This is a genomic window from Paraburkholderia largidicola (assembly GCF_013426895.1).
GTDB lineage: Bacteria > Pseudomonadota > Gammaproteobacteria > Burkholderiales > Burkholderiaceae > Paraburkholderia > Paraburkholderia largidicola.
The window spans coordinates 307,244-332,620 of record NZ_AP023177.1; the positions used below are offsets into that span (position 1 = coordinate 307,244).

The 25,377-nt window shown below is 56.5% G+C and carries 26 protein-coding genes and 1 pseudogene; 3 read left to right on the top strand and 24 right to left on the bottom strand.

Translation table 11 applies throughout. The features are described from left to right. Positions 1 to 5: 5 nt before the first annotated feature. The 7 genes from PPGU16_RS40675 to PPGU16_RS40705 all read right to left on the bottom strand — a co-directional run bounded on the left by PPGU16_RS40675 (position 6) and on the right by PPGU16_RS40705 (position 5,530). Positions 6 to 275: a VirB3 family type IV secretion system protein gene (locus PPGU16_RS40675; RefSeq protein ID WP_180727246.1), complete on the bottom strand. Its 270-nt coding sequence runs from the start codon at positions 273 to 275 to the stop codon at positions 6 to 8. After that, the gene (locus tag PPGU16_RS40680) at positions 272 to 640 is read right to left on the bottom strand and encodes a TrbC/VirB2 family type IV secretion system protein (protein ID WP_180727247.1); all 369 of its coding nucleotides are present in this window, start codon (positions 638 to 640) and stop codon (positions 272 to 274) included. The genes PPGU16_RS40675 and PPGU16_RS40680 overlap by 4 nt, the downstream gene beginning before the upstream one ends. After that, complete coding sequence (trbB, locus tag PPGU16_RS40685) at positions 637 to 1,662, bottom strand: P-type conjugative transfer ATPase TrbB (RefSeq protein ID WP_434064458.1); 1,026 nt, start codon at positions 1,660 to 1,662, stop codon at positions 637 to 639. Before trbB ends, PPGU16_RS40680 begins: the two co-directional genes overlap by 4 nt. Continuing rightward, on the bottom strand, positions 1,659 to 2,123 hold the full coding sequence (locus tag PPGU16_RS40690) for a CopG family transcriptional regulator (protein ID WP_180727248.1): 465 nt from the start codon (positions 2,121 to 2,123) through the stop codon (positions 1,659 to 1,661). Before PPGU16_RS40690 ends, trbB begins: the two co-directional genes overlap by 4 nt. Then, positions 2,120 to 4,126 carry a conjugal transfer protein TraG gene (locus tag PPGU16_RS40695; RefSeq protein ID WP_180727249.1) on the bottom strand — a complete coding sequence of 669 codons (2,007 nt, stop codon included), beginning with the start codon at positions 4,124 to 4,126 and terminating at the stop codon, positions 2,120 to 2,122. The genes PPGU16_RS40690 and PPGU16_RS40695 overlap by 4 nt, the downstream gene beginning before the upstream one ends. A gap of 220 nt (positions 4,127 to 4,346) precedes the next feature. Beyond that, positions 4,347 to 4,589, bottom strand: a complete 243-nt coding sequence (locus PPGU16_RS40700) for an EexN family lipoprotein (RefSeq protein ID WP_180727250.1) — start codon at positions 4,587 to 4,589, stop codon at positions 4,347 to 4,349. Then, positions 4,586 to 5,530 carry a LysR family transcriptional regulator gene (locus PPGU16_RS40705; protein WP_180727251.1) on the bottom strand — a complete coding sequence of 315 codons (945 nt, stop codon included), beginning with the start codon at positions 5,528 to 5,530 and terminating at the stop codon, positions 4,586 to 4,588. Before PPGU16_RS40705 ends, PPGU16_RS40700 begins: the two co-directional genes overlap by 4 nt. Positions 5,531 to 5,888: 358 nt before the next feature. On the opposite strand from PPGU16_RS40705, the gene PPGU16_RS42980 reads away from it, so the two are divergent. Further along, on the top strand, positions 5,889 to 6,053 hold the full coding sequence (locus tag PPGU16_RS42980; RefSeq protein ID WP_243460833.1) for a hypothetical protein: 165 nt from the start codon (positions 5,889 to 5,891) through the stop codon (positions 6,051 to 6,053). A gap of 720 nt (positions 6,054 to 6,773) precedes the next feature. On the opposite strand, the gene PPGU16_RS43165 is transcribed toward PPGU16_RS42980, so the two are convergent. From PPGU16_RS43165 to PPGU16_RS40795, 17 genes and pseudogenes are all read right to left on the bottom strand, one after another. Then, positions 6,774 to 6,896 (bottom strand): hypothetical protein, encoded by a 123-nt coding sequence (locus PPGU16_RS43165; RefSeq protein WP_274600003.1) that lies wholly within the window; start codon positions 6,894 to 6,896, stop codon positions 6,774 to 6,776. Between the two features lie 245 nt (positions 6,897 to 7,141). Then, complete coding sequence (locus tag PPGU16_RS40715) at positions 7,142 to 7,369, bottom strand: DUF2798 domain-containing protein (protein WP_180727252.1); 228 nt, start codon at positions 7,367 to 7,369, stop codon at positions 7,142 to 7,144. A gap of 405 nt (positions 7,370 to 7,774) precedes the next feature. After that, positions 7,775 to 8,506: a peroxiredoxin-like family protein gene (locus PPGU16_RS40720; RefSeq protein ID WP_180727253.1), complete on the bottom strand. Its 732-nt coding sequence runs from the start codon at positions 8,504 to 8,506 to the stop codon at positions 7,775 to 7,777. Positions 8,507 to 8,673: 167 nt separating this feature from the next. Continuing rightward, positions 8,674 to 9,564: a haloalkane dehalogenase gene (locus PPGU16_RS40725; RefSeq protein WP_345961198.1), complete on the bottom strand. Its 891-nt coding sequence runs from the start codon at positions 9,562 to 9,564 to the stop codon at positions 8,674 to 8,676. A 248-nt stretch (positions 9,565 to 9,812) separates the two neighbouring features. Beyond that, a pseudogene (locus PPGU16_RS43325) lies at positions 9,813 to 10,588 on the bottom strand (SDR family NAD(P)-dependent oxidoreductase). Between the two features lie 73 nt (positions 10,589 to 10,661). Next, positions 10,662 to 11,390, bottom strand: a complete 729-nt coding sequence (locus tag PPGU16_RS40740) for an SDR family NAD(P)-dependent oxidoreductase (protein WP_180727255.1) — start codon at positions 11,388 to 11,390, stop codon at positions 10,662 to 10,664. Positions 11,391 to 11,709: 319 nt separating this feature from the next. After that, positions 11,710 to 12,726 (bottom strand): ABC transporter permease, encoded by a 1,017-nt coding sequence (locus PPGU16_RS40745; RefSeq protein ID WP_243460777.1) that lies wholly within the window; start codon positions 12,724 to 12,726, stop codon positions 11,710 to 11,712. Then, entirely contained in the window at positions 12,723 to 14,228 is a 1,506-nt protein-coding gene (locus PPGU16_RS40750; protein WP_180727256.1) for a sugar ABC transporter ATP-binding protein, read from the bottom strand. Before PPGU16_RS40750 ends, PPGU16_RS40745 begins: the two co-directional genes overlap by 4 nt. 123 nt (positions 14,229 to 14,351) lie before the next feature. Next, positions 14,352 to 15,311, bottom strand: a complete 960-nt coding sequence (locus tag PPGU16_RS40755) for a substrate-binding domain-containing protein (protein ID WP_180727257.1) — start codon at positions 15,309 to 15,311, stop codon at positions 14,352 to 14,354. Positions 15,312 to 15,470: 159 nt separating this feature from the next. Next, positions 15,471 to 15,890, bottom strand: coding sequence for a cupin domain-containing protein (locus PPGU16_RS40760; RefSeq protein WP_180727258.1), 420 nt, complete (start codon positions 15,888 to 15,890; stop codon positions 15,471 to 15,473). An 18-nt stretch (positions 15,891 to 15,908) separates the two neighbouring features. Next, positions 15,909 to 16,214, bottom strand: coding sequence for a DUF1330 domain-containing protein (locus tag PPGU16_RS40765; protein WP_180727259.1), 306 nt, complete (start codon positions 16,212 to 16,214; stop codon positions 15,909 to 15,911). A 28-nt stretch (positions 16,215 to 16,242) separates the two neighbouring features. Further along, complete coding sequence (locus PPGU16_RS40770) at positions 16,243 to 16,938, bottom strand: fumarylacetoacetate hydrolase family protein (protein ID WP_180727260.1); 696 nt, start codon at positions 16,936 to 16,938, stop codon at positions 16,243 to 16,245. A gap of 48 nt (positions 16,939 to 16,986) precedes the next feature. Then, positions 16,987 to 17,472: a VOC family protein gene (locus PPGU16_RS40775; protein WP_180727261.1), complete on the bottom strand. Its 486-nt coding sequence runs from the start codon at positions 17,470 to 17,472 to the stop codon at positions 16,987 to 16,989. A 54-nt stretch (positions 17,473 to 17,526) separates the two neighbouring features. Continuing rightward, on the bottom strand, positions 17,527 to 18,840 hold the full coding sequence (locus PPGU16_RS40780) for an NAD-dependent succinate-semialdehyde dehydrogenase (RefSeq protein ID WP_243460778.1): 1,314 nt from the start codon (positions 18,838 to 18,840) through the stop codon (positions 17,527 to 17,529). Positions 18,841 to 18,975: 135 nt separating this feature from the next. Beyond that, on the bottom strand, positions 18,976 to 20,067 hold the full coding sequence (locus PPGU16_RS40785; RefSeq protein WP_180727263.1) for an Ldh family oxidoreductase: 1,092 nt from the start codon (positions 20,065 to 20,067) through the stop codon (positions 18,976 to 18,978). Between the two features lie 1,646 nt (positions 20,068 to 21,713). Further along, entirely contained in the window at positions 21,714 to 22,418 is a 705-nt protein-coding gene (locus PPGU16_RS40790) for an SDR family oxidoreductase (protein WP_180727264.1), read from the bottom strand. Positions 22,419 to 22,593: 175 nt separating this feature from the next. Beyond that, entirely contained in the window at positions 22,594 to 23,517 is a 924-nt protein-coding gene (locus tag PPGU16_RS40795; protein WP_180727265.1) for a LysR family transcriptional regulator, read from the bottom strand. A 301-nt stretch (positions 23,518 to 23,818) separates the two neighbouring features. Here PPGU16_RS40795 and PPGU16_RS40800 point away from each other — a divergent pair, with 301 nt between their 5' ends. Together PPGU16_RS40800 and PPGU16_RS40805 are read left to right on the top strand one after the other, a co-directional pair. Next, the gene (locus tag PPGU16_RS40800) at positions 23,819 to 24,121 is read left to right on the top strand and encodes an antibiotic biosynthesis monooxygenase family protein (protein WP_180727266.1); all 303 of its coding nucleotides are present in this window, start codon (positions 23,819 to 23,821) and stop codon (positions 24,119 to 24,121) included. A 535-nt stretch (positions 24,122 to 24,656) separates the two neighbouring features. Then, positions 24,657 to 25,358 carry a glutathione S-transferase N-terminal domain-containing protein gene (locus PPGU16_RS40805; RefSeq protein WP_180727267.1) on the top strand — a complete coding sequence of 234 codons (702 nt, stop codon included), beginning with the start codon at positions 24,657 to 24,659 and terminating at the stop codon, positions 25,356 to 25,358. Positions 25,359 to 25,377 lie beyond the last annotated feature (19 nt).

The window sequence follows — 25,377 nt, forward strand, 5'->3', positions numbered from 1 at the left end:
GGTCCTCACACGTCCAGCAGCGACTTGTGTTTCAGGTGCCGCGCGAAAACCTGCATGAACTGCGGATCGACCTTTGCGCCCCATACCGCGAGCGAATGGCCGATCAGCCATAACGCAATGCCGGGGATCCACAGTTGCAGGCCCAATCCCACGGCGGCGGCCAGCGTGCCGTTGGCGATTGCCACGGTGCGCGGCGCACCGCCCATCAGGATCGGCTCGGTGAGCGACCGATGCAGCGGCACCTCGAAGCCCGGCAGGTCGGTAGCTGTGCTCATACGACGGCCCCGCCGGAAAAGCTAAAGAACGACAGGAAGAAGCTCGATGCGGCGAAGGCGATCGACAGCCCGAACACAATCTGGATGAGCCGTCGGAAGCCGCCGCTGGTGTCGCCAAACGCAAGCGTGAGGCCGGTCACGATGATGATGATGACCGCGATGATTTTGGCGACCGGCCCCTGGATGGAGTCAAGGATGGATTGCAATGGCGCTTCCCACGGCATGTTCGAGCCGCTGGCCTTCGCCGTGCTGGTCAACGCGATCGTCACCACTGCCAGCATCAGTCCTTGCAGCGTCGGCTGAACCAGGCTGCGAAGGCGTACAAGCGGATTTACTGAAAAGCGCAGAACATGGGCGTGGCTCATAAGGATTCTCCAAGGGGAGGCGAAGAGGAGGCGGAACGTGACATCGGCGGCATGGCGTCGCGGAGCTGGTAGCCAACAGCATCAAACCCGGTCACTCGGGCGATGCGCTCGATGCGCCGATGGCGACCGCGGCCGGCGATGTGGATGACGACGTTGACTGCCTCCGCGATCAGCGCGCGCGGCGGGTTTACAGCCACTTCGAGGATGAGTTGTTCGACGCGCAGCAACGCGCCCAGAGCGGAGCCGGCGTGGATCGTGGCGATGCCGCCGGGGTGCCCTGTGCCCCAGACCTTGATGAGATCCAGTGCCTCGCCGCCGCGCACCTCGCCGACGATTACGCGGTCAGGCCGCAGGCGCATCGTGGCGCGGACCAGTTCCGTCATCGACACGACGCCCGGGCGAGTACGCAGCGGTACGTGGTCTCGTGCCGTGCATTGCAATTCGATGGTGTCTTCGAGTACCAGCACGCGATCGCCGGTGACGGCGATCTCCGCGAGCAAGGCATTGGCGAGCGTGGTCTTTCCGGTACTGGTGCCGCCAGCGATCAGGATGTTCTGGCGCCCACGCACCGCGTCGCGCAAGAACTGCGCCTGTTTGACGGTCATCATGCCGTCGGCAATGTATCGTTCAAGCGGGATGACGCCGACCGCGCGCTTGCGCAGCGCGAAAGCCGGTCCCGGCGCGGCGGGCGGCAAAATGCCCTCGAAGCGTTCGCCGGTTTCCGGCAGTTCGGCGGTCAGAAGCGGCTGCCCGCGATGCACTTCAGCGCCGACATGCGCGGCGACCAGGCGGATGATGCGTTCGCCGTCTTCTTCGGATAGCTCAGCACCCATCGGTGCGCGGCCCGACGACAGGCGGTCAATCCAGAGCGTGCGGTCGGGATTGAGCATGATTTCCACGACGTCCGGATCTTCGAGCGCGGCGGCAAGCAGCGGCCCCATCGCCGTGCGTAACATGCGGATGCGCCGGTCGAGCGACGTGCTGGCGAAGGATTGGGCGTGGCTGGAAATGAGTACGCTCATGAGGCACGCCCCTGTGCTTCGGCCTGCGCCGCCGCCTCGTCCAGCCGTGCGTCGTCAGGGTTCAGTTCCTCCACCACCTCGCGCACGAGGCTGCGGCCGCGCATCAGATGGCGGCCAAGCTGTTCGACGAACTGCTCGAAGCGCGCCCTGCCCTGCGCACGGGCCGCATCCTGATGGGCTTCGGGAACGGGCGTGCTGACCGTGAGGAAGTAGCGGACGAATAGCGCCAGCGTTTCGATCTCGATGTTCTGGTCACGCTCCAGCTTCTCGAACTGGCGAGAGAGCCGGTCGAGCCGTTTGGCAATCGCCGCCTCGCGCTGGTCGCCCGCATCGGGCGAAAGCCAAGACGCAAGTGCAGCCGCGACGATGGACGACTTCGACACGCCCTTCTTGGTCGCCAGTTCGTCGAGGCGTCGGGCGTGTTCGGACGGAATGAACAGATTGAGGCGATACTGAGTCATAGCTGGCGTCCCTCGTCGTGATCGAGGGACGCCAGCCGGGCCGTGCGCTGCATGGCCGGATCGAACTGGCGAGGGAGCGGCGGTGTCAGGTCGTCGTCATCGAGCAGCGCGAGGTCACTGTCGGCGAGTTGCTGTTCGGGGCTGTATTCGGAGATTTCCGACAGCTCGGGCTGTCGTCGTGGCCCACCACCGTCATCGGAGGTGCCAGCGTCGTCGTCCGAGAGATAAGTAGCGGCGGGCGCGGTTGGAACGGCGGGAACCGCTAGTCCACTCCAATCGTCGGGTCGCGATGGAGGTGCATCGACGTAGGCCCCGACCCAGAGCAAAGGCGGCGGCAGCACGCGGCGCCTGAAATTGGCGTCGGTGTAGTAACGCAATTTCTTCGCCTTGATCGGTGCCAGGCCGGATACCATCACCACCGATTCGTCAGGCGGGAGCTGCATCACTTCGCCCGGCGTCAGCAATGGACGCGCAGTTTCCTGGCGCGACACCATCAGGTGCCCGAGCCACGGCGCGAGCCGGTGGCCGGCGTAGTTGCGCTGCGCGCGCAGTTCAGTCGCGGTGCCGAGCGTTTCCGAGATGCGCTTGGCGGTGCGCTCGTCATTTGTGGCGAACGTCACGCGCACATGGCAGTTGTCAAGAATGGAATGGTTCTGGCCGTAGGCTTTGTCGATCTGGTTGAGCGATTGCGCAATGAGGAAGCTGCGAATACCGTAGCCGGCCATGAACGCCAGCGCTGTCTCGAAGAAGTCGAGCCGACCGAGCGCCGGGAACTCGTCGAGCATCAACAACAGCTTGTGACGGCGTGTGATGCCGTCACTACCGTCGAGCGATTCGGTCAAACGCCGGCCGATTTGGTTGAGGATCAAGCGCACCAGCGGTTTTGTGCGGCTGATGTCGGATGGCGGCACGACGAGGCATAACGACACTGGATGCTCAGACGCGATCAGGTCGGCGATGCGCCAGTCGCAGCGCGAGGTGACCTCGGCCACGGTAGGGTCGCGGTATAAGCCGAGAAACGACATGGCCGTGGACAGCACGCCTGATCGCTCGTTGTCGCTCTTATTGAGCACTTCACGCGCGGCTGATGCGACAACGGGATGCGGTGCATCGCCGAGGTGCCGCGTCGTCATCATTCGATGTAACGTCAGCTCGAACGGGCACGCGGGATCAGACAGGAAATTGGCGACGCCGCGTAGCGTCTTGTCTTCGTCCGCATAGAGCACATGCAAGATTGCGCCAACCAACAGCGCATGCGAAGTCTTTTCCCAATGGTTACGGCGTTCGAGCGCACCTTCTGGATCAACAAGAATGTCCGCGATGTTCTGCACATCGCGTACTTCGTGTGTGCCGCGCCGGACTTCGAGCAGCGGGTTGTACGCAGCCGATTTCGCATCGGTAGGATTGAAGAGCAGGCAATGCGAGAAGCGCGAGCGCCAGCCCGCAGTTATCGTCCAGTTCTCGCCCTTGATGTCGTGGATGACAGCAGACGCCGGCCAGCTTAACAGCGTGGGGATCACCAAGCCCACACCCTTACCGGAACGTGTGGGTGCAAAAGTCAGGACGTGTTCGGGACCTTCGTGCCGCAGGTACTGGCGGTCATGCAGGCCGAGAAAAACGCCTGCGGGCTGTGTCAGGCCCACCCCGCGAATGTCGCGCGCGTCGGCCCAGCGTGCCGAACCGTAGGTCGTGACGAGGCGCGACTGGCGCGCGCGCCATACCGACATGCCGACGGCGACTATGGCGGCTGCAACGCCGCTGGTTGCCGCGATGCCCCCGCCCTCAAGAAACAGGCTCGGCGCATAGGCGTCGTACCAGTACCACCACTCGAACAGTCGCCACGGGTGATAGAACGGAATGCCAAGCCAGTCGAACCAGGGCGAGCCAAGGCGCAGCTGGTAGCCAAGGTGTGCGGCGGTCCACTGGGTTGCAGCCCAAGTTCCCGCGACCACAATGCTGAACACCGTCAGCATCTGGCCGAACAGCACGCTGGTCCCATTCATGCCGGCCTCCGACTTTCTCCTGCGTTACGCGGCGAAAATGTGTCGCGTAGCCAGAAGGATCGGTGCTGGGTCAGTGCTGGTCAAAGACCGTTATCGAAAGAAATAGTGAGAAAAGAACAAGATTTCCAATGGAAGATAGCGGAAGCGAATCACAGCGTACTTATGCACGGTACAGCGCAAGCCGCAAAGACGCATCTGCCATGTGTCGCGCATCAACAATTCAGAATCTGGGCGTACTCTTCGACGGCGTGTATTGTGGGCCGTTACCAACGAACAGTTGGTGCCTAGCTTCCGACGCAGCATTGCATTCGGCCGACAGCGCTTTCGCATCGCTCGCACACTTTTGTTCGACCTCACGCAGACGATCGGGGTTTGCCACCAATGATTCCACCGTATCGATCCGCTCGGAATTGCCACAGGAGCTCAACAACGCGACAAACAGAAAAGCGGCGATCTTGTTCATTGTTCAACCTCTTCCGAGCCACTCGGCTGATGCGGAATTTCAGACTTCCCGCCGTCGGGCGACCCGACGCTGCTGACCCTTTCGATGAAGCGAGCTAGCGCATCCGTGGGCTCTTTATCCAAGTGCAAAAGATAAGTGGTAAGCATCGGCGTGCGGCCTGCGAGCGGCCTCGCGACCACGCCTGGTTCACGGCTACTGGCGATTTGAGAAGCACCCGCTAGTCCCAAGGCGAAACCCGCTGACACCAACGCCATCATCAAATCGATAGAAGAGACTCGCTCAGCTATTAACGGCTCCCGATCCGCACGCCGTAACGCGCGCTCAACTTGACGGGCGTGCCCTTCGCACACTTGAGGATCGCCAAGCGCTAGTGGATGGCGCAGCACTTCCTCCAATGGCAAGCGCTTGTAGGCCAGCAGCGGATGACGCGCCGGCAGCGCAACCATCATCGGTTCGTCCCAGACGGCCTCAGCTATGATCCCATCACCTGCTTCACCTGATTGAGCAAAGCCGACGTCATACAGATCGTCGCGCAATCCTCTGATTTGTTGAGCGAGCGGAGTCTCAAACAACCGAATCTCGGTCTCTGGCTCCTCCTGCCGACACAATGCCAAGAAACCGGAGAAACGCGACGGCGTTATTCCATCGGAAAGCGCAACACGCAATTGACCATTGAAGCCGTTGGTCGCGGCCCTGACGCTATCTCGTGCCTGCTGCAAGACAACGAAGACACGCGGCACATGCTCCAGGAACAATCTCCCCGCATGAGTTAATCGTGTGCTGCGTGTGGTTCGCAGAAAAAGCTGAACCCCGAGGTCTTCCTCTAGCTCCTTGATCGCCCTTGATAGGGGCGATTGCTCCATGTGCAGCCGTTCGGCCGCACGGGCGAAATGGAGTTCTTCGGCTACCGCAACGAAGCAGCGCAGATGTCGAAGTTCCATTCTCACGCTCTCCTCCCGGCGGGAGCGGCGCTTGTAGGGCGAGACGAGCAGCCCGCCATGCGCACATATGCCGTTGTTCCGACGTGGTGGGCGTCACTGGACATCGAGTGCGCTCACTAGACGAAATATGTAATGAACGTTTAATTTATAACCACGATTGGATTTAGTCAACAACATTCTATAACGACCGATAAATAAAAAAGGAAGTACTGATATGGCGCGTCCCCGCACCTATGACGAGGCCGAAGCGCTTGATCGAGCAATGGATGTCTTTTTGCCGCCGCGACTATGGCGGCTCGACAATGAATGAACTGACCGCGGCTACGAGGGCACCTCGTTGAGTGATCTTTTAGAGGCAATGGGCATTACGCGCCAGAGCCTCTACGCCACTCTCGGAAACAAGGAATCCTTGCTTCTTAAGGCGGTGGATTGCTACCAGCGGACGCATATGGCTTATGCCCACAAAGCCTTGAAGCACCGACGATTCGGTAGGCGATCAAGGAATTACTCCCGGAATCCATAGCAGCCCAGCTTTCCGACAGCCGGCCGACGGGGTGCGTGGCAATCGGCAATTCCCGTGTTCAACGGGCAACGGGACGAAGGGGAACTGTCGCAGCAGACCGACTCAGAACGTCCTGCCAGATTGAATGAATCGATCCTTGAGGAAGTCGCAATTATGGGCGCAGCCGTGGGCCACTACGTACCACTGCGGACCAGCTCCGCGCGTTGGCCGACAGCACCCTCGCGCACCTGAAACCGATCTCTCCTAACTGATCAGTATATAATTTAATCGGCCCGCTTTGATTTTTCTTGCATTCTATACTGATCGATACGCTAGCGAGTATGTGCCTAATCACTGACATCAATACGAAGCAGCTTGAGCGGCCCTTCGCTCAGAAAAAGTTTATGGACGTTCGTGGGCGTCGAACGAGTAAAATACGGAAGCCGCAAATCCCGGTGCCCTTTGTCAAGAACGGTGTGCGCCGATCCCAGCACGGCCTAGTCGTCAAAAGTGGCCGGCTCGCGAGAGGCCGGATACATTGACTCAAACTGCTACGCGTGAGATGGATAACGCTCGCCTTCCAAAGCCAGGGCGGACCACACATTTTTTTACCCGCGCCTGCGCGACGATCTTGGCCGTGATCTTCTCTTTGAAGTACATCTAGCGCACCAGTGCGCTCTCCGCCTTAAGCTCTTTCATCCTCGCCATCAGCGACGCGTCTATGCCGCCGTACTTACCGCGCTAGCCGTAGAAGATTGTGGTATTCGTGGCCAGCTCGCGGCCAATCTCCGGCACAGCGATGCTCGATTCCGCCCGCTTCAGCGCTTCCATGGTCTGGCTGTCTGTGAACTTCGACTTCTTCATTGCGTAGAACTCCCTTTGCTCGATATTCCACTTTTGATCTTACTTACTGGATCGGCGGATTACCCAACGGAATTGATCCCGAGGCGCTTACGTGCACGCAACTCGGACGACCAACGTCGAGGTATTTAGGCGCGACGCAATTCAATAGCTGTCGGAACGGATGGTGGAAGGTCTTGAGCGTCTCGAACATATCATCGTGCCACCCGGCACGCACACTCTAATTGGCAATAGTGTCGATTACCACGTTAGTTGGTGATTCTGTTCGTGAGCCAGCGAATTAACGGAGCCGCAAACACCACAACCGGCAGCATCGCCCCCCAGGAGACCAGATAGGCACCAAGCCATTGGGAGACTAAGGCGCGACCCTCGTAAAACTGAATGGAAGCGATCCCAGAACCCACCGCGCAGGTTATATCGGACTGAATCGTGCCGTAGACATAATGACCGTATTCTCCAGGTATCTTCCATCTCATTTATATCTAACCTCCTCAGATTCACGACCGTGACCCGTCGACGAATCATCATTTCATCCGCAGAAGCGAGCAACCCACTATATCGCTAGTACATCGAAGCTATCGACACGATCCGACCTTAACTCTTCTGTCCAGCTCTACGGTCTCTTCGAACTGCCAGGGCATGGTAGTGACGCAACGGAGCGTAGAAACGAAGCGCCGCAAGCGTCAGCCTCGCGCCGGCCGAGACCCAGAAGGAGCGGCTTGCCTGCCGCTCGAATACTTCGGAAAGTAATCAATAGCCGGAAGAATCAAAGAAGCGCACGCGTGCAAAGTGCCCCAATCGAGTAAGGCGACTGACGGACGGCCGCAACGCCGGTTCCTCCGTCCTATCGATTAAACCAAACGCGTCACCTAAAACTAACATCAGCTTCCGGCAAGCTTCTTCAGAATAGGCAACATTTCGGACGGATCGGGGCGATGCGTGTAATCCGGATTGACCTCCGAGTAAAGAATGTAGCCATCTTGGCCAACCACGAAGCGCGCTGGCATCGGGAGGGTCCAGCTTGGGTCACCGTTCACCGCGGGTAACTCATTTCTCAAGCTTTTATACAAGTCAATTAGGTAGTTCGGAAGCTCAAACTTCAGCCCGTACTGAGCTGCCACCTCATTCCCGGGGTCGCTGAGCACCGGAAAGTTCAACTCGTGCTTCCGCACCGCTCTGCGACCATTCGCGGGGGTCATCGGGGAAATCGCAACCAGCTTAGCGCCGAGCGAATGGATCGTGGGCAAAAACTCGTTCATTGCCTGGATCTCTATGTTGCAGTAAGGACACCACGCCCCGCGATAGAATGAAACGATTAACGGACCTTGGCTCAGCAACTCGATCGACGAAACCTGATTCCCGTCCTGATCCTGAAGCTGGAAGTTTGGCGCGAGATTTCCCTCCTTAACGGAATTGCGAACAAGGCCGCTGGCGATTAGCTCTTCCGTCGCTCGCTCCATAATCGGGTGAATGTGAGGCGGGGCGTTGAACGGCGGCTTACCAGCTTTATAGTCAGCCTTGAACGCTTTAAGACGCTCGGGAAGTGTCCCGAGCTTGTATTCTATGGCCGACGTTGCCGTACCGACCACGTCGAATTTGTCCTGAGCAGACATTTTTTGAAACTCCAGTTAGTCCATGAGGAGCGATATTTCTCCCAGAGAAACGTGCGCCCGCTTCCGTCCAGTTAAAGACTACGCAACACATCGAGAGATAGACTCGAAACTGCCGATAGCACCGTGTCCGAGAAACAACAGCATGTCGGCAATCTGATGAATCCGGTTCAATTTCGAATCGTGCGAACGAATTCCGCCAATGCTTCTCCAATCTCATGCGGGCAGTCCTCGGGTACGTAGTGCCTCGCCTTTAGAGAGATTTCCTTTTGATTGGGCCAAGTCCTGCAGAACTCACGCGCCGCTCCGGCTGTACCATGACCTTCCTCTGCATTAATGAACAGCTTTGGCACATCCAGACTAGTTGAAAGCCAATCACTGTAGCGTTTAACACGCGCATACACATCCGGCGGTTCGCCGTCAAACACGATTTCACGAGGCCAGAGCAACGTCGGCAAACGCGACACACCTGGCTCCTTGAAGGGTCGGCGGTAGATATCTTTTTCTTCGTCAGATAAATTACGGATGACGCCATGCTCGAAGAGCATCTTCTCGACAAAGAAGTTGTCCTCCAGTACCATTTTTATCCCGTCAGAACCGCGCAACCGTTTAAAAACCGCCTGCCGTTCCGGCGGCATATCCGTCCACATGCGGGGGCGCACCATCGCCTCCATATAGACAATGCCTTCCACAGAAGCAGGGAACCGCGCCGCCCAGTCGAATCCAAGTGCCGCCCCCCAGTCGTGAACCACTAGGATGACTTTCTTACGCAGGCTCAACTGCTCAAACCAAGAATCGAGGTACTTCGCATGGTCCGAGAACCTGTAACAATAGGTCGGCGAGACACTGGAATGACCCATTCCAATCAAGTCCGGCGCAAGACATCTCCCTAACGATTGGACATGAGGAATCACGTTACGCCATAGGTAAGACGAGGTTGGGTTTCCGTGCAAAAAGACGATCGGGTCACCTTCCCCAACGTCAATGAACGCCATCTCAGCATCGGCCACGGACAGCCTCTTTAGTTCAAAGGGAAACTCCGCTGATATCGACTCGTTCATCGTCATCTCCAAAAAATATTTCGTTAGCATTACGAACGACAGCGACAATGCGAGCTGAGGTGGCTTTTTACCTGCGGACTCGCTATCCGCCATTCTCCGGAGGGAACCCCGGTTCTTCCCAGAGCGCAACTATAGAACGACACCTACTTCGTGGATAGGCCGCGTCTCCATGACGAGGCAAAGCCTTGCGTCACGACCGTTCCCTCTATTACGGGTCGCCCGGCCTCACGCCATCGCCTGGCGCTCTGTTAGCTCCACTTGCGGCCTTTAAGATAGTTGAAAAGCGTTTTACTGACACCGCCGTCAATTGTGAGAGTCGTAGCCGTAACCCACGATGCGTCATCGCTCAGAAGATACAGTATTCCCTTACAGATATCGTCAGGCTGGCCGATACGGCCCAATGGCACGGCGGCTCTGCGAGACTCGCGAACTTCGGGGTCTTTCAAATAAACTGTAAGCGGTGTTTCTATGGTTCCCGGGGCCACAGCGTTCACCCGAATTCCATGCTCCGCCCATTCGAGTGCCATTTGCTCGGTCAATAGAGTAACCGCCCCCTTTACCGCGCTGTACGCGCCCGCCCCCCATACGGATGCTGTCCGCCAATTGATGAGACATTAACTATGGCACCCAACGTTCCGCGCCGAAGAAGGTGGGCCGCAAAAGCTCGACACATCAGAAACGTCCCCGTGAGGCCGACGTCAACAGTCTTTCGCCAACCCTCCTCGGGAAGATCGATCAGCGGCTTCGCATTCATGGCGATCGCACAGTTCACTAGGAAATCGAGCCCCCCAAACTGAGACTGGGCGCTTTCGACTGCCCTTACGCAATCACGGTTGTTACTCACATTCAGCTCAACAAACGCGGAGTTCTTCCCCAACCTGGAATTTAATGCTGCACCAAGATCAGAGTTCACGTCCCCTATGACGACGTTCCCACCTCGCGCAACAATCTCTTCGGCGACTCTTTCGCCGATTCCACTCGCTCCGCCCGAAACTAAAACCGTTTTACCGGAAAATGAACTCATCGTCTCTCACCCTTGAAAAGGGGGTCTCTGAAACCGCCAGGCCGTCAGCGACCTGCCTCATTAGCTGTTGACGTCACACCGAAGCCCAGCCACCATCTACGTGCAGATCAACTCCGGCGATATAGCTAGCTTCGTCTGACGCGAGAAAAAGTGCCGTCGACGCGATCTCCTCAGGCCGGCCTAGTCGCCCAAAAGGGACGTGGGCCGCATCCTCTGCGCGACGTTGATCCTGACCTTCCTTAGTATCAGCGACCTGCTCGAAGATTGGCGTGTCGATCGGGCCTGGGCAGATTGAGTTGACCCGGATGCGGCGCCCTTTCAACTCCGTCGTCCACGTTCTAACGAATGACCGAACCGCCGCCTTAGTCGCGGCATAAGTTCCAAGACTCGGAAGTCCCTTGTGCGCAGCGATGGACGTAATGACGACGATCGCGCCCCCATCATTGAGAAGCGGCAACGCCTTTTGCACCGTGAATACTAGTCCCTTCGTATTGATCGAAAACTGCCTATCGAAGCTTTCCTCCGTCGTCTGTACTAACGGTTGCGGATCGACCACACCCGCCGCTACAAACAAGACGTCAAACTTCCCCTTTTCGGTCGCGACCTTATCGTAGAGTCGGTCGAGGTCAGCGAGTTTGGAAACATCACCGCGTACGGCGGTGACAATGTCTTTAATAGGTGACTCAGCACGATCCATTGTGTAGACGGTGGCACCCTCTTCAACGAACCTTTTAGCGGTGGCGAGACCCATTCCACTACTCCCACCAGTAATTACCGCGACCTTTCCTTTAAGCTTCTGCATTTGTACTCTCCTCACGATATGGTTGAGACAGCCGGCCTCTCATCTTTGCAGCGCGCGAGCCGGCGACGGCGCGCGGAAACACATAACCCGGCTTTGGGTGGAGCGGAACCTCTGCTCCCGGGAGCCGCGACATGTCGTAGAAACGACAGGTCCAATACGTCGATAACGAGTTCGTTTCCCAAACTTCAGACCCCGCCCCAAGGTTAGGATTAGCCGCACGCCAAGCATTCACATCGATGAAGGTCGATCATGTGCTCCATTCCGGTGCTCTCACGAGCCCACTACGGCGAGGCAGGCCTATGTTCTGCGGAGGCGGCCGTTATCTCACCTGCCCAGCAATCCGCTTCTGAAGCACGTCAAGTAGCACCGCTCCAAGGATAATTGCGCCGGTGGCGAAGTCTTGCCAGAAAATATCAATGCGAGAAAGGTTAAGAAAGTTACGAATTAACGCGATCGTGACAACTCCGATGATCGTACGCAGGATATTCCCTTGACCGCCGCTCAAACTCGTTCCGCCGATCACAACCGCAGCGATTACCTCAAACTCGAGGCCCTTGGCTGTGTCCGCCTGGATGGCGCCGACGCGAGATAAGAGGAGATTGCCCGCGAATGAAGCCGACAACCCGACGATCATGAGGCAGATAATCTTCACTCGGTCAGCTCGGATCCCCGACAGCACCGCTACGTTTCGGTTTGCTCCGACCGCATACACTTTCTTACCAAACGTCGTGCGTGTCATCAAAACCCAACCCGCGCCATAGCATAGGACCGCGATCAAAAACGTGTTCGGGACGCCAAACGTGACGCCCTGACCGGTTTCCGTAAAAGCGTCAGGGAGATTTGATATAACCTGACCACCGGTCGTCACAAATGCAAGACTCCGGGCGATCATCATCATACCCAGTGTGGCGATGAATGAAGGGACGTGTCCCCGAGTAACGACAAGTCCACTAAATAGCCCAAGTACAGGACCAACGAGCAACGAAACTAAAATCGCTAGGACTACACCGATGTGCGGCATGAGGGTCGCAGAGACGGCAGCCGAGAGTGCAACTACGGATCCCACCGAGATATCAAACTCCCCGGAAATCATCACCACGGTCATGCCGGCCGCCACAATGAGCGCGACTGCCATCTGCCCCATAAGGTTGTAGATGTTTATCCACGTTAAAAATCGCGGGGACAACAACGATAAGATCAAAACCAGCAGGATAAGGACGCCCATTGCCTGAATAAGGCCGTAGGATTGCCGCAGCCCCTCTATTAAGCGCGATTTAGGGCCCAAAAGGGATGACATCATAGTCGATGAAGCCACGTTTTTTTCGTCTATCTTCATTGCATTCTCCCACTGACACTTGTGGCGAGGATAGCCTCGCGACGGATACTCGCGCCCGAAAATTCTCCTACTACGGATCCTCTGAACATTACGAGCACTCGATTGCACAGACGCTCTATGTCGAGGAGGTCCGCGCTAATAAGGATGACCCCAACCCCGGCGGATACTATCGCAGCTATCGTCGCGTGTATCTCAGCCTTCGACCCTACATCCACACCCGTCGTTGGCTCGTCAAGTATGAAAATCGATGGCTTGGTTTCCAGCCATTTTGCGAACAGCACTTTCTGTTGATTGCCGCCACTGAGAAATTTAATTTTGCTTTTTGGACCGGGCGCACGAATCCTCAATCGCTCGATTGCTGACCGCCCCGTCTCAACCATCGCTTTCTCATCAAGAAGCCCGAAACGGCCGTTGAAATAATCCAGGTTGGCCATGCATACGTTGTCGTAAATCGGCGATTCGGGAAGAATTCCGTCGCGCAAACGGTCATGCGTGAGCAACGCCATTCCGTAACCAATCGAACGCACGGGGCTATCGAGGTCGACCGCGCGTCCAGCAATCTCGAAATTGCCACTGGACCGCTTATTGTTGCTGCTACCGAATAACGCTCGAGAGAGTTCAGTCAAGCCTGAACCAGTCAGTCCAGTAAAACCGAGAACTTCGCCGCGGTGTAAATCAAATGTGACATTGTCCAAACCGCCTCGAACGCTCAGATTGCGTACAGACAACAATATGTCCGCTGCCGGCGACGATGTCGGCCGCTCGGGCTCCATAGTTAGCGAACGTCCGACCATCCTCTGTATGACTTCATCGAGGGACGTGGCATCCTTTGAGGTGCTCGCAACGATAGCGCCGTCGCGAAGCACTGTGATGTCGTCGCAAACGGCAAACACTTCAGCGAGGTAGTGCGACACAAAAACGATGCCGACGCCATTCCGGGAAAGCGCTCTGATCAAATCGAGAACGAAGTTAACCTCTATGTCTGTAAGAGCTGATGTCGGCTCATCGAGCAATAGCAGTCGCGGATTCCGACTGACAGCCTTGAGGATCTGGACCATCTTCTTGACGTCGTTGGGCAGCGTCGAGATCACGGAGTCCGGGTCCGCCTCGATACCGTAGTCGTGAAGAAGCCTGGTCACCTCTTCTTTTTGACTCTGTCGACGAAGAAGTCCGGCGCGCGCCGGCTCGTTGTTCAGCATGATGTTCTCCGCTACAGTCATGCTCTCGATCAAATTAATATCCTGGTGAACCGTGACGATTCCCTTCTTGAGCGCGTCGTCAGTTCCGGCAAGATGGATGGTGTCACCATCGAGTTGCATGTGACCCGAATCGGGGTGATGGACCCCCGAGATAATCTTCAACAACGTACTTTTTCCGGCTCCGTTTTCGCCGACAAGACCGTGAATCCGCCCCGGTTCCACAGCGAAGTCAACGCTCTTCAACGCTTGGACGCCGAGGAAGGTTTTAACGATCCCTCCGCAGTCGAAAATATACTTAGGCATCTCCTGCTCCGAATTCTTGTTCCGATTCCGTAGACTCATAACCACCGTAGACTCCAGTGACCGTCAAAACCGCCGCGTGTTCATTAGAGTGTGCCCTACGCCATGTTCCGGCGCCGCACCGGTCTACTTTCCAGTCACTTGCGGGTCGTCCGCGAAGGCTGACGCGTTCTCTTTCGTTAGCACTTTCGTTGGAAGAAGGTCTTCGTGCGCCTTGAGAGTAGCCCCCATCAGCTTCATGGCCATGGCATTCATGCTCTCGTAGCCAATTTTATAGGGATCCTGAACGACAAGACCGAGTATCCTTCCATCTTTGACCATTTGATATGAGACGCGATCGAGGTCAAAGGAGACAAGCTTAACGTCAGTGCGCTTAGCCTCGACGAGTGCCGCATACGCACCCTGTGCCACCAACTGATTAATAAAGAACACTCCTGAAACTTCAGGACTGGAGAGGATCGTATCTTGCATCGTGCGTCTACCGTCTTCCAGACTTAGCTTCAATGTCTTCCGCGTTATGACTTTCAATCCCAATTCCTTCGCGCGCGTTTCGAATCCATTGATCCGGGCTTGCGCCACTGCTACCCCAGTCGCGTTGTCGAAGACGATCACACTTGAAGAAGGCTTCAGGTTCTTGGCCATAAGCTCGGCGGCCCTCTGCCCCCCTTCAAAGTTGTTCGAGATAACGAGATAGTCGTATTTTCCCGAGTTCAAACCGGTGTCTGCAACGACGACCGGAATATGGTTTTTGTTATAAATGTTCTTAACCGGTTCAGAAACGACAACGCTATCGCCAGGGAACACTACGAGTCCGTTGACACCTTGTGCATAAAGATCTTCAAGATCACCGATCTGTCGAGTCGTGTCTGTATCGCCGCCGTTAGTCACCAGCATATTAATATTGACGCCTTTCGCCTTCCAATCCTCGACGGCTTTTCTCGCCCCATTTTGGAGCGTGATAACAAAAGGATTTCCGCCATAGAAGAGCGAGAGGCCGACGGTAAAATTCGGCCCCGCTGTCGCGCTCGTACTCGTCAACGTTGCGACGAGCGCAAGCGCGGTGGACAACCGTTTCGTGAGTCCCATTTCATGTCTCCGAATGTAGTCATATTTGTCGAAATAAAACTGATTGCGCGGGGCCTCGGCCGGTAATGCCAGTCCAGAGGAGTCTTAATTGAATGTATACAAACTTGGGGCTAGTCTGACGACAACCTTCAGCGGAAGTTAGGGCTTAGTGGGTCGAGACTAACGATGCTCCGACGCGACTGGCCGGGTTTCCCCGGTCTCCTCAAGCGTCCGAGTCGCGTCCATCGATGCGTAGATCCAAAGTATCTTCATAGGGGATTTCTCTGACGCGTTACGGAACCTATGCACGACGTTCGGCGGAATCCAGGTGGTGTCGAATTGACTGAGCGGCACGCTTTCGCCATTGATGTCGATTACCGCTTCGCCCTCCAACAACACCACACTTTCTTCGCAGTTGTGGCTATGGAAAGGAATTACCGCGCCGGGCCGGAATTCTGTGATCCCATTTATAAAGCCCGTTGCGCCAATTCGACGCGAGACAAGTGGCGTCGTTGCGGCACCTCCGCCGCGATCATGACGGGCAATTTCGTTAGGCCTAAGAATTGTCGGCGTGGCACTACTGGATTTTGGATTTGACACATAACCTCCTGAAAGAAGCTACCGAGGGGTAGCATCGCCGCCGTCAACGATGGTGATTTCAACCTCACCGGCCCCATTTCGTCGGAACTCTGCGGCCGCACGGTACTCATCGGACTCGAAGCAAGAGACGGCCGCCTCGAACGTGGGAAATTCCACGACAATAAACCGCGTGAATCTCTCGGGTCCTTCCATAACCTTGAAATCCCCTCCCCGCACATGGATCCTTGCCCCATACTTCTTCATAATGTCGGGTACCCGGTCCGTGTATCTCTTGTACTCAACGGGATCCGCGACGCGGGCCCGAGCAAGCCAGTAAGCGGCCATAACCGTTCTCCTTCGAAGCTGGTTCGGATTATCGGATGATCACGGTGAGCTCTCCGACGTCTTGGACAGAGGCATGCAGTTGGTCTCCGCGGGCGACTGCGCCTACGCCCGAGGGTGTGCCGGTGAAGATTAGGTCCCCGGGCAACAATGCGAAGAGCGTCGAAAGGTAGGCGATCGTTTCGGGGACGTTCCAAATCATATCGGCGAGGTCTCCGTGCTGGCGGCGCTGGCCGTTGACGCTAAGCTCAATAGTTCCGGAGCTTGGATGTCCGCCAGTTGAGGCAGTTCGAATGGCCGAGCACGGCGCCGACCCGTCAAAGGACTTCGCCGTCTCCCAAGGTCGTCCCAACTTTTTTAACTCGGCCTGAAGATCTCTACGAGTCATATCCAGCCCAACGGCGTACCCAAACACCATGGAGAGCGCCTCCTCGGTCCTGAGGTTTGATCCCCCTTGTGACAAAGCAACGACCAGTTCTACCTCGTGATGGAGATCGCTCGTCATTGCGGGGTATGTAATTGAAGCCCCGTCTACCACAAGAGACGTAGCCGGCTTCATGAAGAAAAATGGAGGAGCTCTGTCGGGGTCATGACCCATTTCACGGGCGTGTTCAGCGTAATTGCGGCCGACGCAAAAGATTCGATTCACGGGGAAGCGCTCTTTGCTACCTACTACGGGAAGCGTCGTCAGCAGCGGAGCCGAGACGACGTACAAATTCGCAGACATTTGAGCCTCATTCAACGAGTCGTTATTAATTTTGCGCCGTTAGAGATGCTATTCAGAACCAGTGCTGGTCCACTCGGCAACGCGCCCGGCTTCAATCGCTTCGCGGGCCTGGAAGTTCAATTCCACCTTTATCCCGTTAATTGGCTCTCTCATAAAGAGCTGGTACAGGTTGGAGTTGTGAGCCTTTCGCTCGCTGTACGTGGTGCCATTTCGCTCCAACCGTTCGATAAATTCCACGATGTCTTCACAGTTAAAGCAAACGTGGTCGATATGTCCGGAGCCAGGTTGCCCTTGAGAACTGTAGTCGACGCCCTGTGCATCAACCGGGGTACTCAGATATGTGTCTTGGTGTTCCGAGTGGCGAGACCGCCCGATGTGAACAACATCCTGCTCGCCGATGTACAACCAATGAACAGGAAAGCCAAACTCAGGGTGGTAACCATCTCGAAATCCGAGGTTATTGCAGAACCAATCTCGAGTACCCTCCGGATCGTGGGTAAGGATGAGAATATGCTCCATAAATTTCAAGCCCATTTCGTAGTCCTCTTAGTCGGGAAATTTTCGGCCACAACACCCAGTTGAGGTCGCCTAGTGACTGTACATCGTCTTGACGTTTGCGAACTCCCTTAAGCCCCAGACACCGAGTTCCCTACCGTAGCCCGACTGCTTGATGCCGCCGAAGGGAAGACGCGGGTCCGACGCAACTACTGCATTCACAAATACGGCCCCCGCTTCGATATCACGTGCGATGGCTTGTCCCTTATCTAGGTCACCGGTCCAGACCGCTGCGCCAAGTCCAAATGCCGTTGCGTTTGCCACGTCCAGCGCGTGCTCCGAATTCCGGACGCGGATAATGGAAGCCGCAGGCCCAAACGTCTCCTGCGTCGCGGCCGTCATTTCGGGTTCGACATGATCTAGGATCGTCGCTGGGTAAAAGTTCCCTTCGCCCTCGGGTATCTTTCCGCCGACCCGAATAACGGCGCCTTCCTTAACAGTCGCGTCGACCTGCGCATGCAGCTCGTCTCGCAGGTTCCTACGTGCCATCGGGCCGAGACGAGTTGCGTCATTGAATGGATCACCAGCTTGATAGGTCCTCGTCTCCCGGACAAATGCGTCCGCAAACTGATCGGCTACGTCGTTTTCGACAATAAATCGCTTCGCGGATATGCAACTTTGCCCGGCGTTCGAAAACCGCGAACGCGCGGCTGCCCTCGCCGCCTCGGGGATATCAGCGTCGGACAGGACGATGAACGGATCGGAGCCGCCCAGCTCAAGCACGTGTTTCTTAAGCGCTGCGCCGGCCTCCTGCGCAATGCTTCTTCCTACCGGCGTGGAACCGGTGAAGGTAACCGCGGCCACGCGGTCATCGCGAATCACTGGCGCTACTCGTCCCGACTCAACAAGCAGTGTTGCAAAAAGGCCTTCGGGCGCCAACGCCGCGCGGAACAGTGTTTCAAGCGCAAGCGCGCATTGAGGCACGTTGGCCGCGTGTTTCATAACAACTGTATTTCCCACCGCGATCGCTGGAGCCGTCGCTCGGATGACTTGCCAAAAGGGGTAGTTCCATGGCATTACCGCCAAAACCACCCCAATAGGGTCGAAAACGACACGACTGTCCCTCGCGCCACTGTCGACCCGCTCGTCAGCCAGCAACCTCACTGCATTTGCAGAATAGAAATCGCAGGTTACTGCGCACTTTTCGATTTCCGCCCTCGCTTCCTCAATGGGCTTCCCCATCTCGGATGTAATCAGGAAAGAAAAATTTTCTTTCCCCGCGCGTAGTGCTCCGGCGACGCGCGACAACACCTCCTGTCTTTCCGCGATGTGGCTTTTCCGCCATACCTTGTAGCAATCGTGGGCGTTCCCCAAGCGGCGCTCGATTTCGGCGTCGTCATGAGGCATGGTTTCCTTTTCTGTACGCCCATTCGATGGGTTGATTGATCGCATTGTCACGTATCCACCTTTGTTCCACGGATATCTTTAGTTAGCCAATTTCTGAGGTGAGAAACCAACCGCGTTGAGGAATGTCTCCTCTGCTTAGAGAACTCCAGTCGTCGCTGTAGAAAATGTCTTCAGGCGTCCGATTGAGAGTTGGTCCGCCAGCAAGTCCAGATCTCGTAGTACCCCGTTTGAGATTGGGATGCCTCCTGCTCGGAAACGCTCCCGTTTGATCGCGCTCTGCTCGCCTGGCATCCAGATCCTATCGACGCCGGGGAGCTTCGCCGAATTGCGAAGGTCTCCGATCAGTGTATCTATCGCGCGGGTGAAGTCTTCCAAGTCTGCGAACGCATTTACATCCAAGACAACTATGCTTTGGCCCGTGTTCGTACGGGTAGAGGAGTCTTTGTTGAAGTCGACCACTTGCTTGCCCATAGCCGCGCCGTTTAGGGTTCCCGCAAGAATTCCTATCACCAGTGCGAGACCGTACCCTTTATGCCCGCCGATCGGTAGGAGAAATCCTTCATCCGATTTCGTCGGGTCGACGAGAGGACGCCCGCTCCGGTCCATCATCCACCCCTCGGGCATCAGTTCACCCCGCTTTGCTTTTGCTTTGACTTTGCCGTAGGCCGTTGCGGTGCTAGCCATGTCCAACACCACGTCCACTTCGTCCTTGGTTGGGATCGCCACCGCAATCGGATTTGTCGACAGCAGTAGATCGGTACCGCCCCACGGAGGCATATGATTCGCGTTGCCGACGGCGAAATACAAAGCGATCATTTTCTGCTCGACAGCCATCCGCGCATACAGGGATGCGGGCCCCGCGTGGTTGCTATTGCGCGTCCCAACCCAAGCTACTCCTGTTTCTCGGGCCTTCTCAATCGCAAGCTTGGTTGCCGCCGTTACGACGAGATGACCCATGCCATTATCCCCATCGATCACCGCCATTGCAGGACGATCCGAGACCATCCTGATTTTGGGCACGCGGTTGATTCCACCGGCTTCAATACGTTTGACGTATTGGCTCAGACGAATTACACCGTGGCCGTCGGAGCCTTGCATATCTGCCTGAACCATTAACGAGGCGATCGCCTCCGCATCTCCCGCCGGCAAATCAGCGGCGCGCAATGCCGCCCCCACAAACGTATGCAGCTCTGCCGGCGTTGCTAGCGACGATTTATTGTGAGTCATTTTTCAATACGCTGAGTATGGATGTGATGCTAGTCTAGGGGGCGCCGAAGTGCCGGTCCAATACCATTTATCGCGCCGGATATGCAAGTTCGGCATAGCGCGTGCTGCGGGCGTCAAAGGCTTCTCCTGTCGGCCGCGCGAGGCTTCACATGTGTCTTCCTATTGATTGAATAAGCGCAATGGACCGGAATGTCATTCACGCATAACCCACGTGCGTGAGCTGATCAGTTCGCGCCTGCCGGGCGTCCGTTCGTTGCGGCGCTTGACAGTGAAATGATTGTCCGTCACTCCGTTTCTACGCCCACCGCGACCTATGCATCTGACAGAGATTAACGTCGTTTCAAGCGAACTTCTAGGAGTCAGTCTTGGAGTATTTCCGTCGCGTCAGCTGGTCAATAAAGCACCTCAGATGGCAGTACTCGGGTTCGGTGCCCAATGGGATCACGCGCGGCAAATGTCGAGACGGATGCATGGCAAGCCGTTGTATTAACTCGCAGGGTCGTGGGGGCGTCTCTTCGAATACGCTCGCCACTGATGTCGCACGCTGGATTAACCACCTTGCGGTTCGTCGGTCCGCGGCTCGCCGTGCGCACGAGTCAGAACTCATCCGTGGCGATGCGACGACCCTTCTACGCAGCCCGCGAGCGGCGAACGACGATTACTAGCGAAGAATTGGTTGCCAACACAAATCAGTGGCTCTGGACCCGAGCCATGCACGAGTCCCCACACCGTGCGATGGAGGGTCTACAGCACGCGTAGCAGCTCGATGCGAGTTTCGAACCTGTACCGCGACGAGCAGGAGCGGGCGTGATCTGTGCATGGTATGCCGAACGGTCGCTGACCTCTGTCGCACGGCGTATACACACCGAGATTCATCAAGGTCAAAGCCGACGTGCTCAGGGAAGCGCGCGGGGTGACCCGGCGGTCGCGTGATTCATCGCGCGGACAGCCAGGCTGGCCGGCGCCACGACACGCACAGCAAGCAGAAACCTGATGTTCGTAAATGGCGTCGAAGGCGCGTGCAGTTTAGGGTGAGAATTCTTCTCACCCGTCAAGGACTGCAATTCCTGTTCGAGGGTTGTCGGTTGCCACGAGAACAGTACGCCAGGATCATTCCTCGGCACAGGCTCGGGAGGTCAATGACACCGCGTCTGAGGGGGCGCTTTATGGTCGCTCGCGATCCTCCAGCGAACTAGCTCCGCTTGCGAAAGTCTCGGCCGGCCCTGGCAGGCCCTAAGTTTGGACGAAATCGCGTATGCTTAAACGTGAGAAACTGTCTTTCGTTGCCCCGAGCGCCACACCGAATACAGCGGCCATGGCCTAAGCCATAGCCGCCGACCGACGTCACGTAACTTTTGAGCTCGGTCGGGGAAGCCACAGGTGACGGTCGCGCCCGACGTTGTCGGTTTGCATGCGAGAGTTCAAAAATGCAGACGACATCTGTGAAACGAACCCAGTCTTGGTCACGCCTTGACCATTCGCTGCGGGACGTGCGGAAACTACTAGCAATGCCGTGCGCCGTCATACCGATGTCGAGGACGAGCAGCCACGGCGGAAAGCGTCGGAATCGCAGTGATGCCCTGCCGATATCTGCTGGGGCGTCAACTCACATGGGCAAACCGGATAACGAACCTAAGACAGAGGGCCTACGCTATGGCGCCACCGCCATCCACCAACACCGTAGAGCCCGTCGCGTAGCCGTTGGAAGCGAGATAGACGATCGCCTGAGCGACGTCCTCGGGTTGTCCAACACGTCGCACCGGGAGTCGATTTGACGCGCTTTCAAACATGTTCTTCCGAGCGTCCTCCTCCATTTTCGACCACAACGGAGTTTGAATGAGTCCAGGTGATACCACATTGACGCGGACCGGCGACAATTCGAGGGCAAGCCCTCGCGCTAGTGCCTCCAACGCTGCGTTGATCGCACCTTGGAGAACAGACATCTTGTTTGGCCGAACGGAAAGGAAACCCGAAACAAAAGTTAACGAGCCACCGCTTTGAATTCTCGCAGCCCGGGCGACGCGGTACGCTCCCCAGAACTTGCTGTCCATCGCATCAACCGCGGCTTCCAACGGCAACTGTCGCACCGGGCCGGTAGCAGTCTGGGCGGCCGAAACTACTACATGGTCGAAAGCTTCGCGACGCGCAAAGAACGATTCGACCTCATCGTTTCTCGTTATATCGAGCACAGCCGTTTCGAGGCGGTGGTTTGTACGTCCCGCAACGGACTCGAGCTTTGCCGGGTTTCTCGAGGAAATAGTCACCTCTGCTCCTTGATCCGCGAACGCGGACGCCGCCGCCGCTCCGATTCCAGAACTTCCGCCGACAATCAATACACGCTTGGAATGCATGTTTCCGACTCCTTCTAGGTATGCTGACAGTCCGCCAGCAGGTGAATATATCCACAACGAGTTTAGCGTTGCGGCAGATTGAGGTCCAATGCCGTATGCGGCGCGCGCCATACCGATTTGCTATATCTGACGGTTGCCACGGTTGGTTGACGCAACACGCCGCGGCAGCCTCGCGTCAATGGGTCGCAGTTGAACGGAAACTAAAAATCCCGCTTCGGAGGAGTCGATCACTCTCTGCCGTTATCAGATCTCGTACCGCGAAGGTCGCTGCGCTTTCTTCCTTCTCTGCCCGCGTGACTACCAAGAGTTGGCGCTGAAGCTGGGTACCGGCGATTTCAGAACGAGTAACTAGCTCGTCAGGCTGGGAATAAAATACAGATATCGGCATAAGAGTGCAGCCTCGTCCCTGCAAAACAAGTTCCCTGATTGTGTCAACCGAGTCGATCTCGGCTTGCACGTTCAGCTTCGCACCGATGTGAGCCATCTCCGTCTCGACGAGCCTCCTGTGCAGAACGGTCATGAGTAGTGGCACCTCGCGCAGGTCCGATACGTGAACAACAGGCGGGGCACTTTGCGATTTTGGGCAGATAAGCGCAAAAGGCTCGGAAAGAAGAGGCCGAACGGTGACAGGCAAGTCGATCGGCACATCGGTCTTGGTAACAATCGCAACATCTACAAGCCCCTTGACCAGCCAGTCGAGCAGACTCGGCGTGAAAGCCTCACGAACCGAGAGACGAACCGATTGGACGGTACGCTGACACATCGAGAACACCCCGGGAACTATAATTCTGGCAACGGTGGGCGAAGCGCCGAGCACAACGGAGACGTCGCCGACCGCACCGCGGCCTCCGTCCAAGGCCGCGCGGGCGCGGTTAGCCTCTGCAATAATTTTTTGCGCTGCAAGATAGAGAGTTGCGCCTGGAGGCGTAAGTCGCACTCCCCGTGACGTGCGTTGCAGAAGCGTTACACCAAGGTCATTCTCAAGGTCGTGAATCTGCCTAGTTAGCGCGGGTTGTGAGATGGAAATTGCTGCGGAAGCAGCGTTGAAGCTGCCTGCGTCGACGACTGCCAGAAAGTATCGCAAAGAGCGCAGTTCCATGGTCTGTTTGAATTCCTAAAAGCCCGGATGACAGTCCAGCTTACGGCTTAGGCACGGATCTCGCAACCGCCTCCTTCCCCGGAACGGGCAACGTCGCTCATACGGAGGCCTGCCACCGCGCCGCAGGTACGCGCGTTACGAAAAGCTGCGCGTTGGGCGCTACCTCGGGCGTAGTTCTCACAGTCACGGGGAGATTTCGCACCGCGCACGTCACGAAAATCGGGCTAACATTTGGACCCCGTACTTTCACGGAAATGAAGCTCGCCGATTGATCAAATTTTTAGCGTTTTGAGGATGAGAAATGGTCTACGAAATGGCACAAATTGAAGTAATTCGAGGCAAAGAGCGCGACTTCGAGGCTGGAGTCTCGCAAGCGTTAGCGCTGTTCACGCGAGCCCGAGGTTGTCGCGGCGTTGAGCTGCACCGACAGATCGAGCAACCGGACCGCTATATCCTTATCGTTCAATGGAAAACGATAGAGGATCATACGGTTCTTTTCAGAGAATCGGCAGACTTCCAAGAGTGGCGGCGCCTCGTGGGTTCGTTTTTCGTAAAGCCGCCGATCGTCGAACATTTCGAAGTTGTTCTTGGACCAGATCGCTAACCCAGCACGCGGCAGTTGTTGTGCAATTCTTGGTTATCCAAAGTCGCGTGATTGTTGCTCTTCGCCACGCATCCACCGGCTCGATCTGCCGGTGGATGCTGACGCGCGAAACCTCGAGCCGGATACATTATCAAGGCCTGTTGGCATCAGGCCCCGCGCCCGTCGAAATCAAAAACAAACGAGCGCGGCGCGCGTTAGGGGAAAGTGTCGCACACATGGCACGGCGTGAAGCCTGGAAGTGCTAGGCCTGCGTTGACACTAAAGGCTGTGCGTTTTTATTCTTCGTCGGAATAAAGGTTATTCTGATTTCCTACCTACAATACTCCGCTAATGCGGCCGAAGCTGTACGACAACCGAAATAAGACGGTGTGCGGCCCTGCAGATGTCGATCATGCGCAGCCACATCTCATTCTGCTCAGCTTCCGAAGAGAGCCTGCGATATCGCATCCAAGCAACGGGCTAGCTCACGTTAGGCTTCCGTGCGTTCCGATTACGTGTCGGAGAAGCCCATGCAACCTGAAACGAAGGGAACACGATGATCGATCTGTATAGCTGGGCGACCCCTAATGGTCAAAAAGTCCATATCTTGCTCGAGGAGCTAGGATTAGAATACACGGCACACCCAGTTAATATCGAGGCTGGAGATCAGTTTTCCAACGATTTCTTAGCCATCAGTCCGAACAATAAAATTCCTGCCATTACCGATACCGAAGGTCCACCCCGTGGAGACGGTAGGCCGTTTTCTTTGTTCGAGTCCGGTGCAATCTTGCTTTACCTCGCGGAAAAAGCTGGTAGATTTCTACCAGCCGACGCCACCTCGCGTTACGAGGTGTATCAATGGCTTATGTTTCAGGTTGGGTCCATCGGCCCAATGCTCGGACAAGCCCACCACTTCCGCGTATACGCGCCGGCACCGATTCAGTACGCAATTTCCCGTTATACCAATGAGGCAAGGCGACTGTATAGCGTGATGGACAGTAAACTTCGGATGACTAATTTCCTTGCCGGCGACGAATACACGATTGTCGACATCGCGACTTTTCCTTGGACGCGGCAGTGGAAGAATCAGGGGCTTGAGCTAGAAGAGTTTCCAAACGTACGGCGATGGCACCATGAAATAGCTATGCGCCCGGCCGTTGAGCGAGGCGTACAGGTACTCACGTCGGTTCGTCCTGCGCAGATGGATCAATCCGCTAGGGAAGTACTTTTTGGCGCGACACAGTTTGCCCGACGATGACACTTTCAGGCAAAGCCCA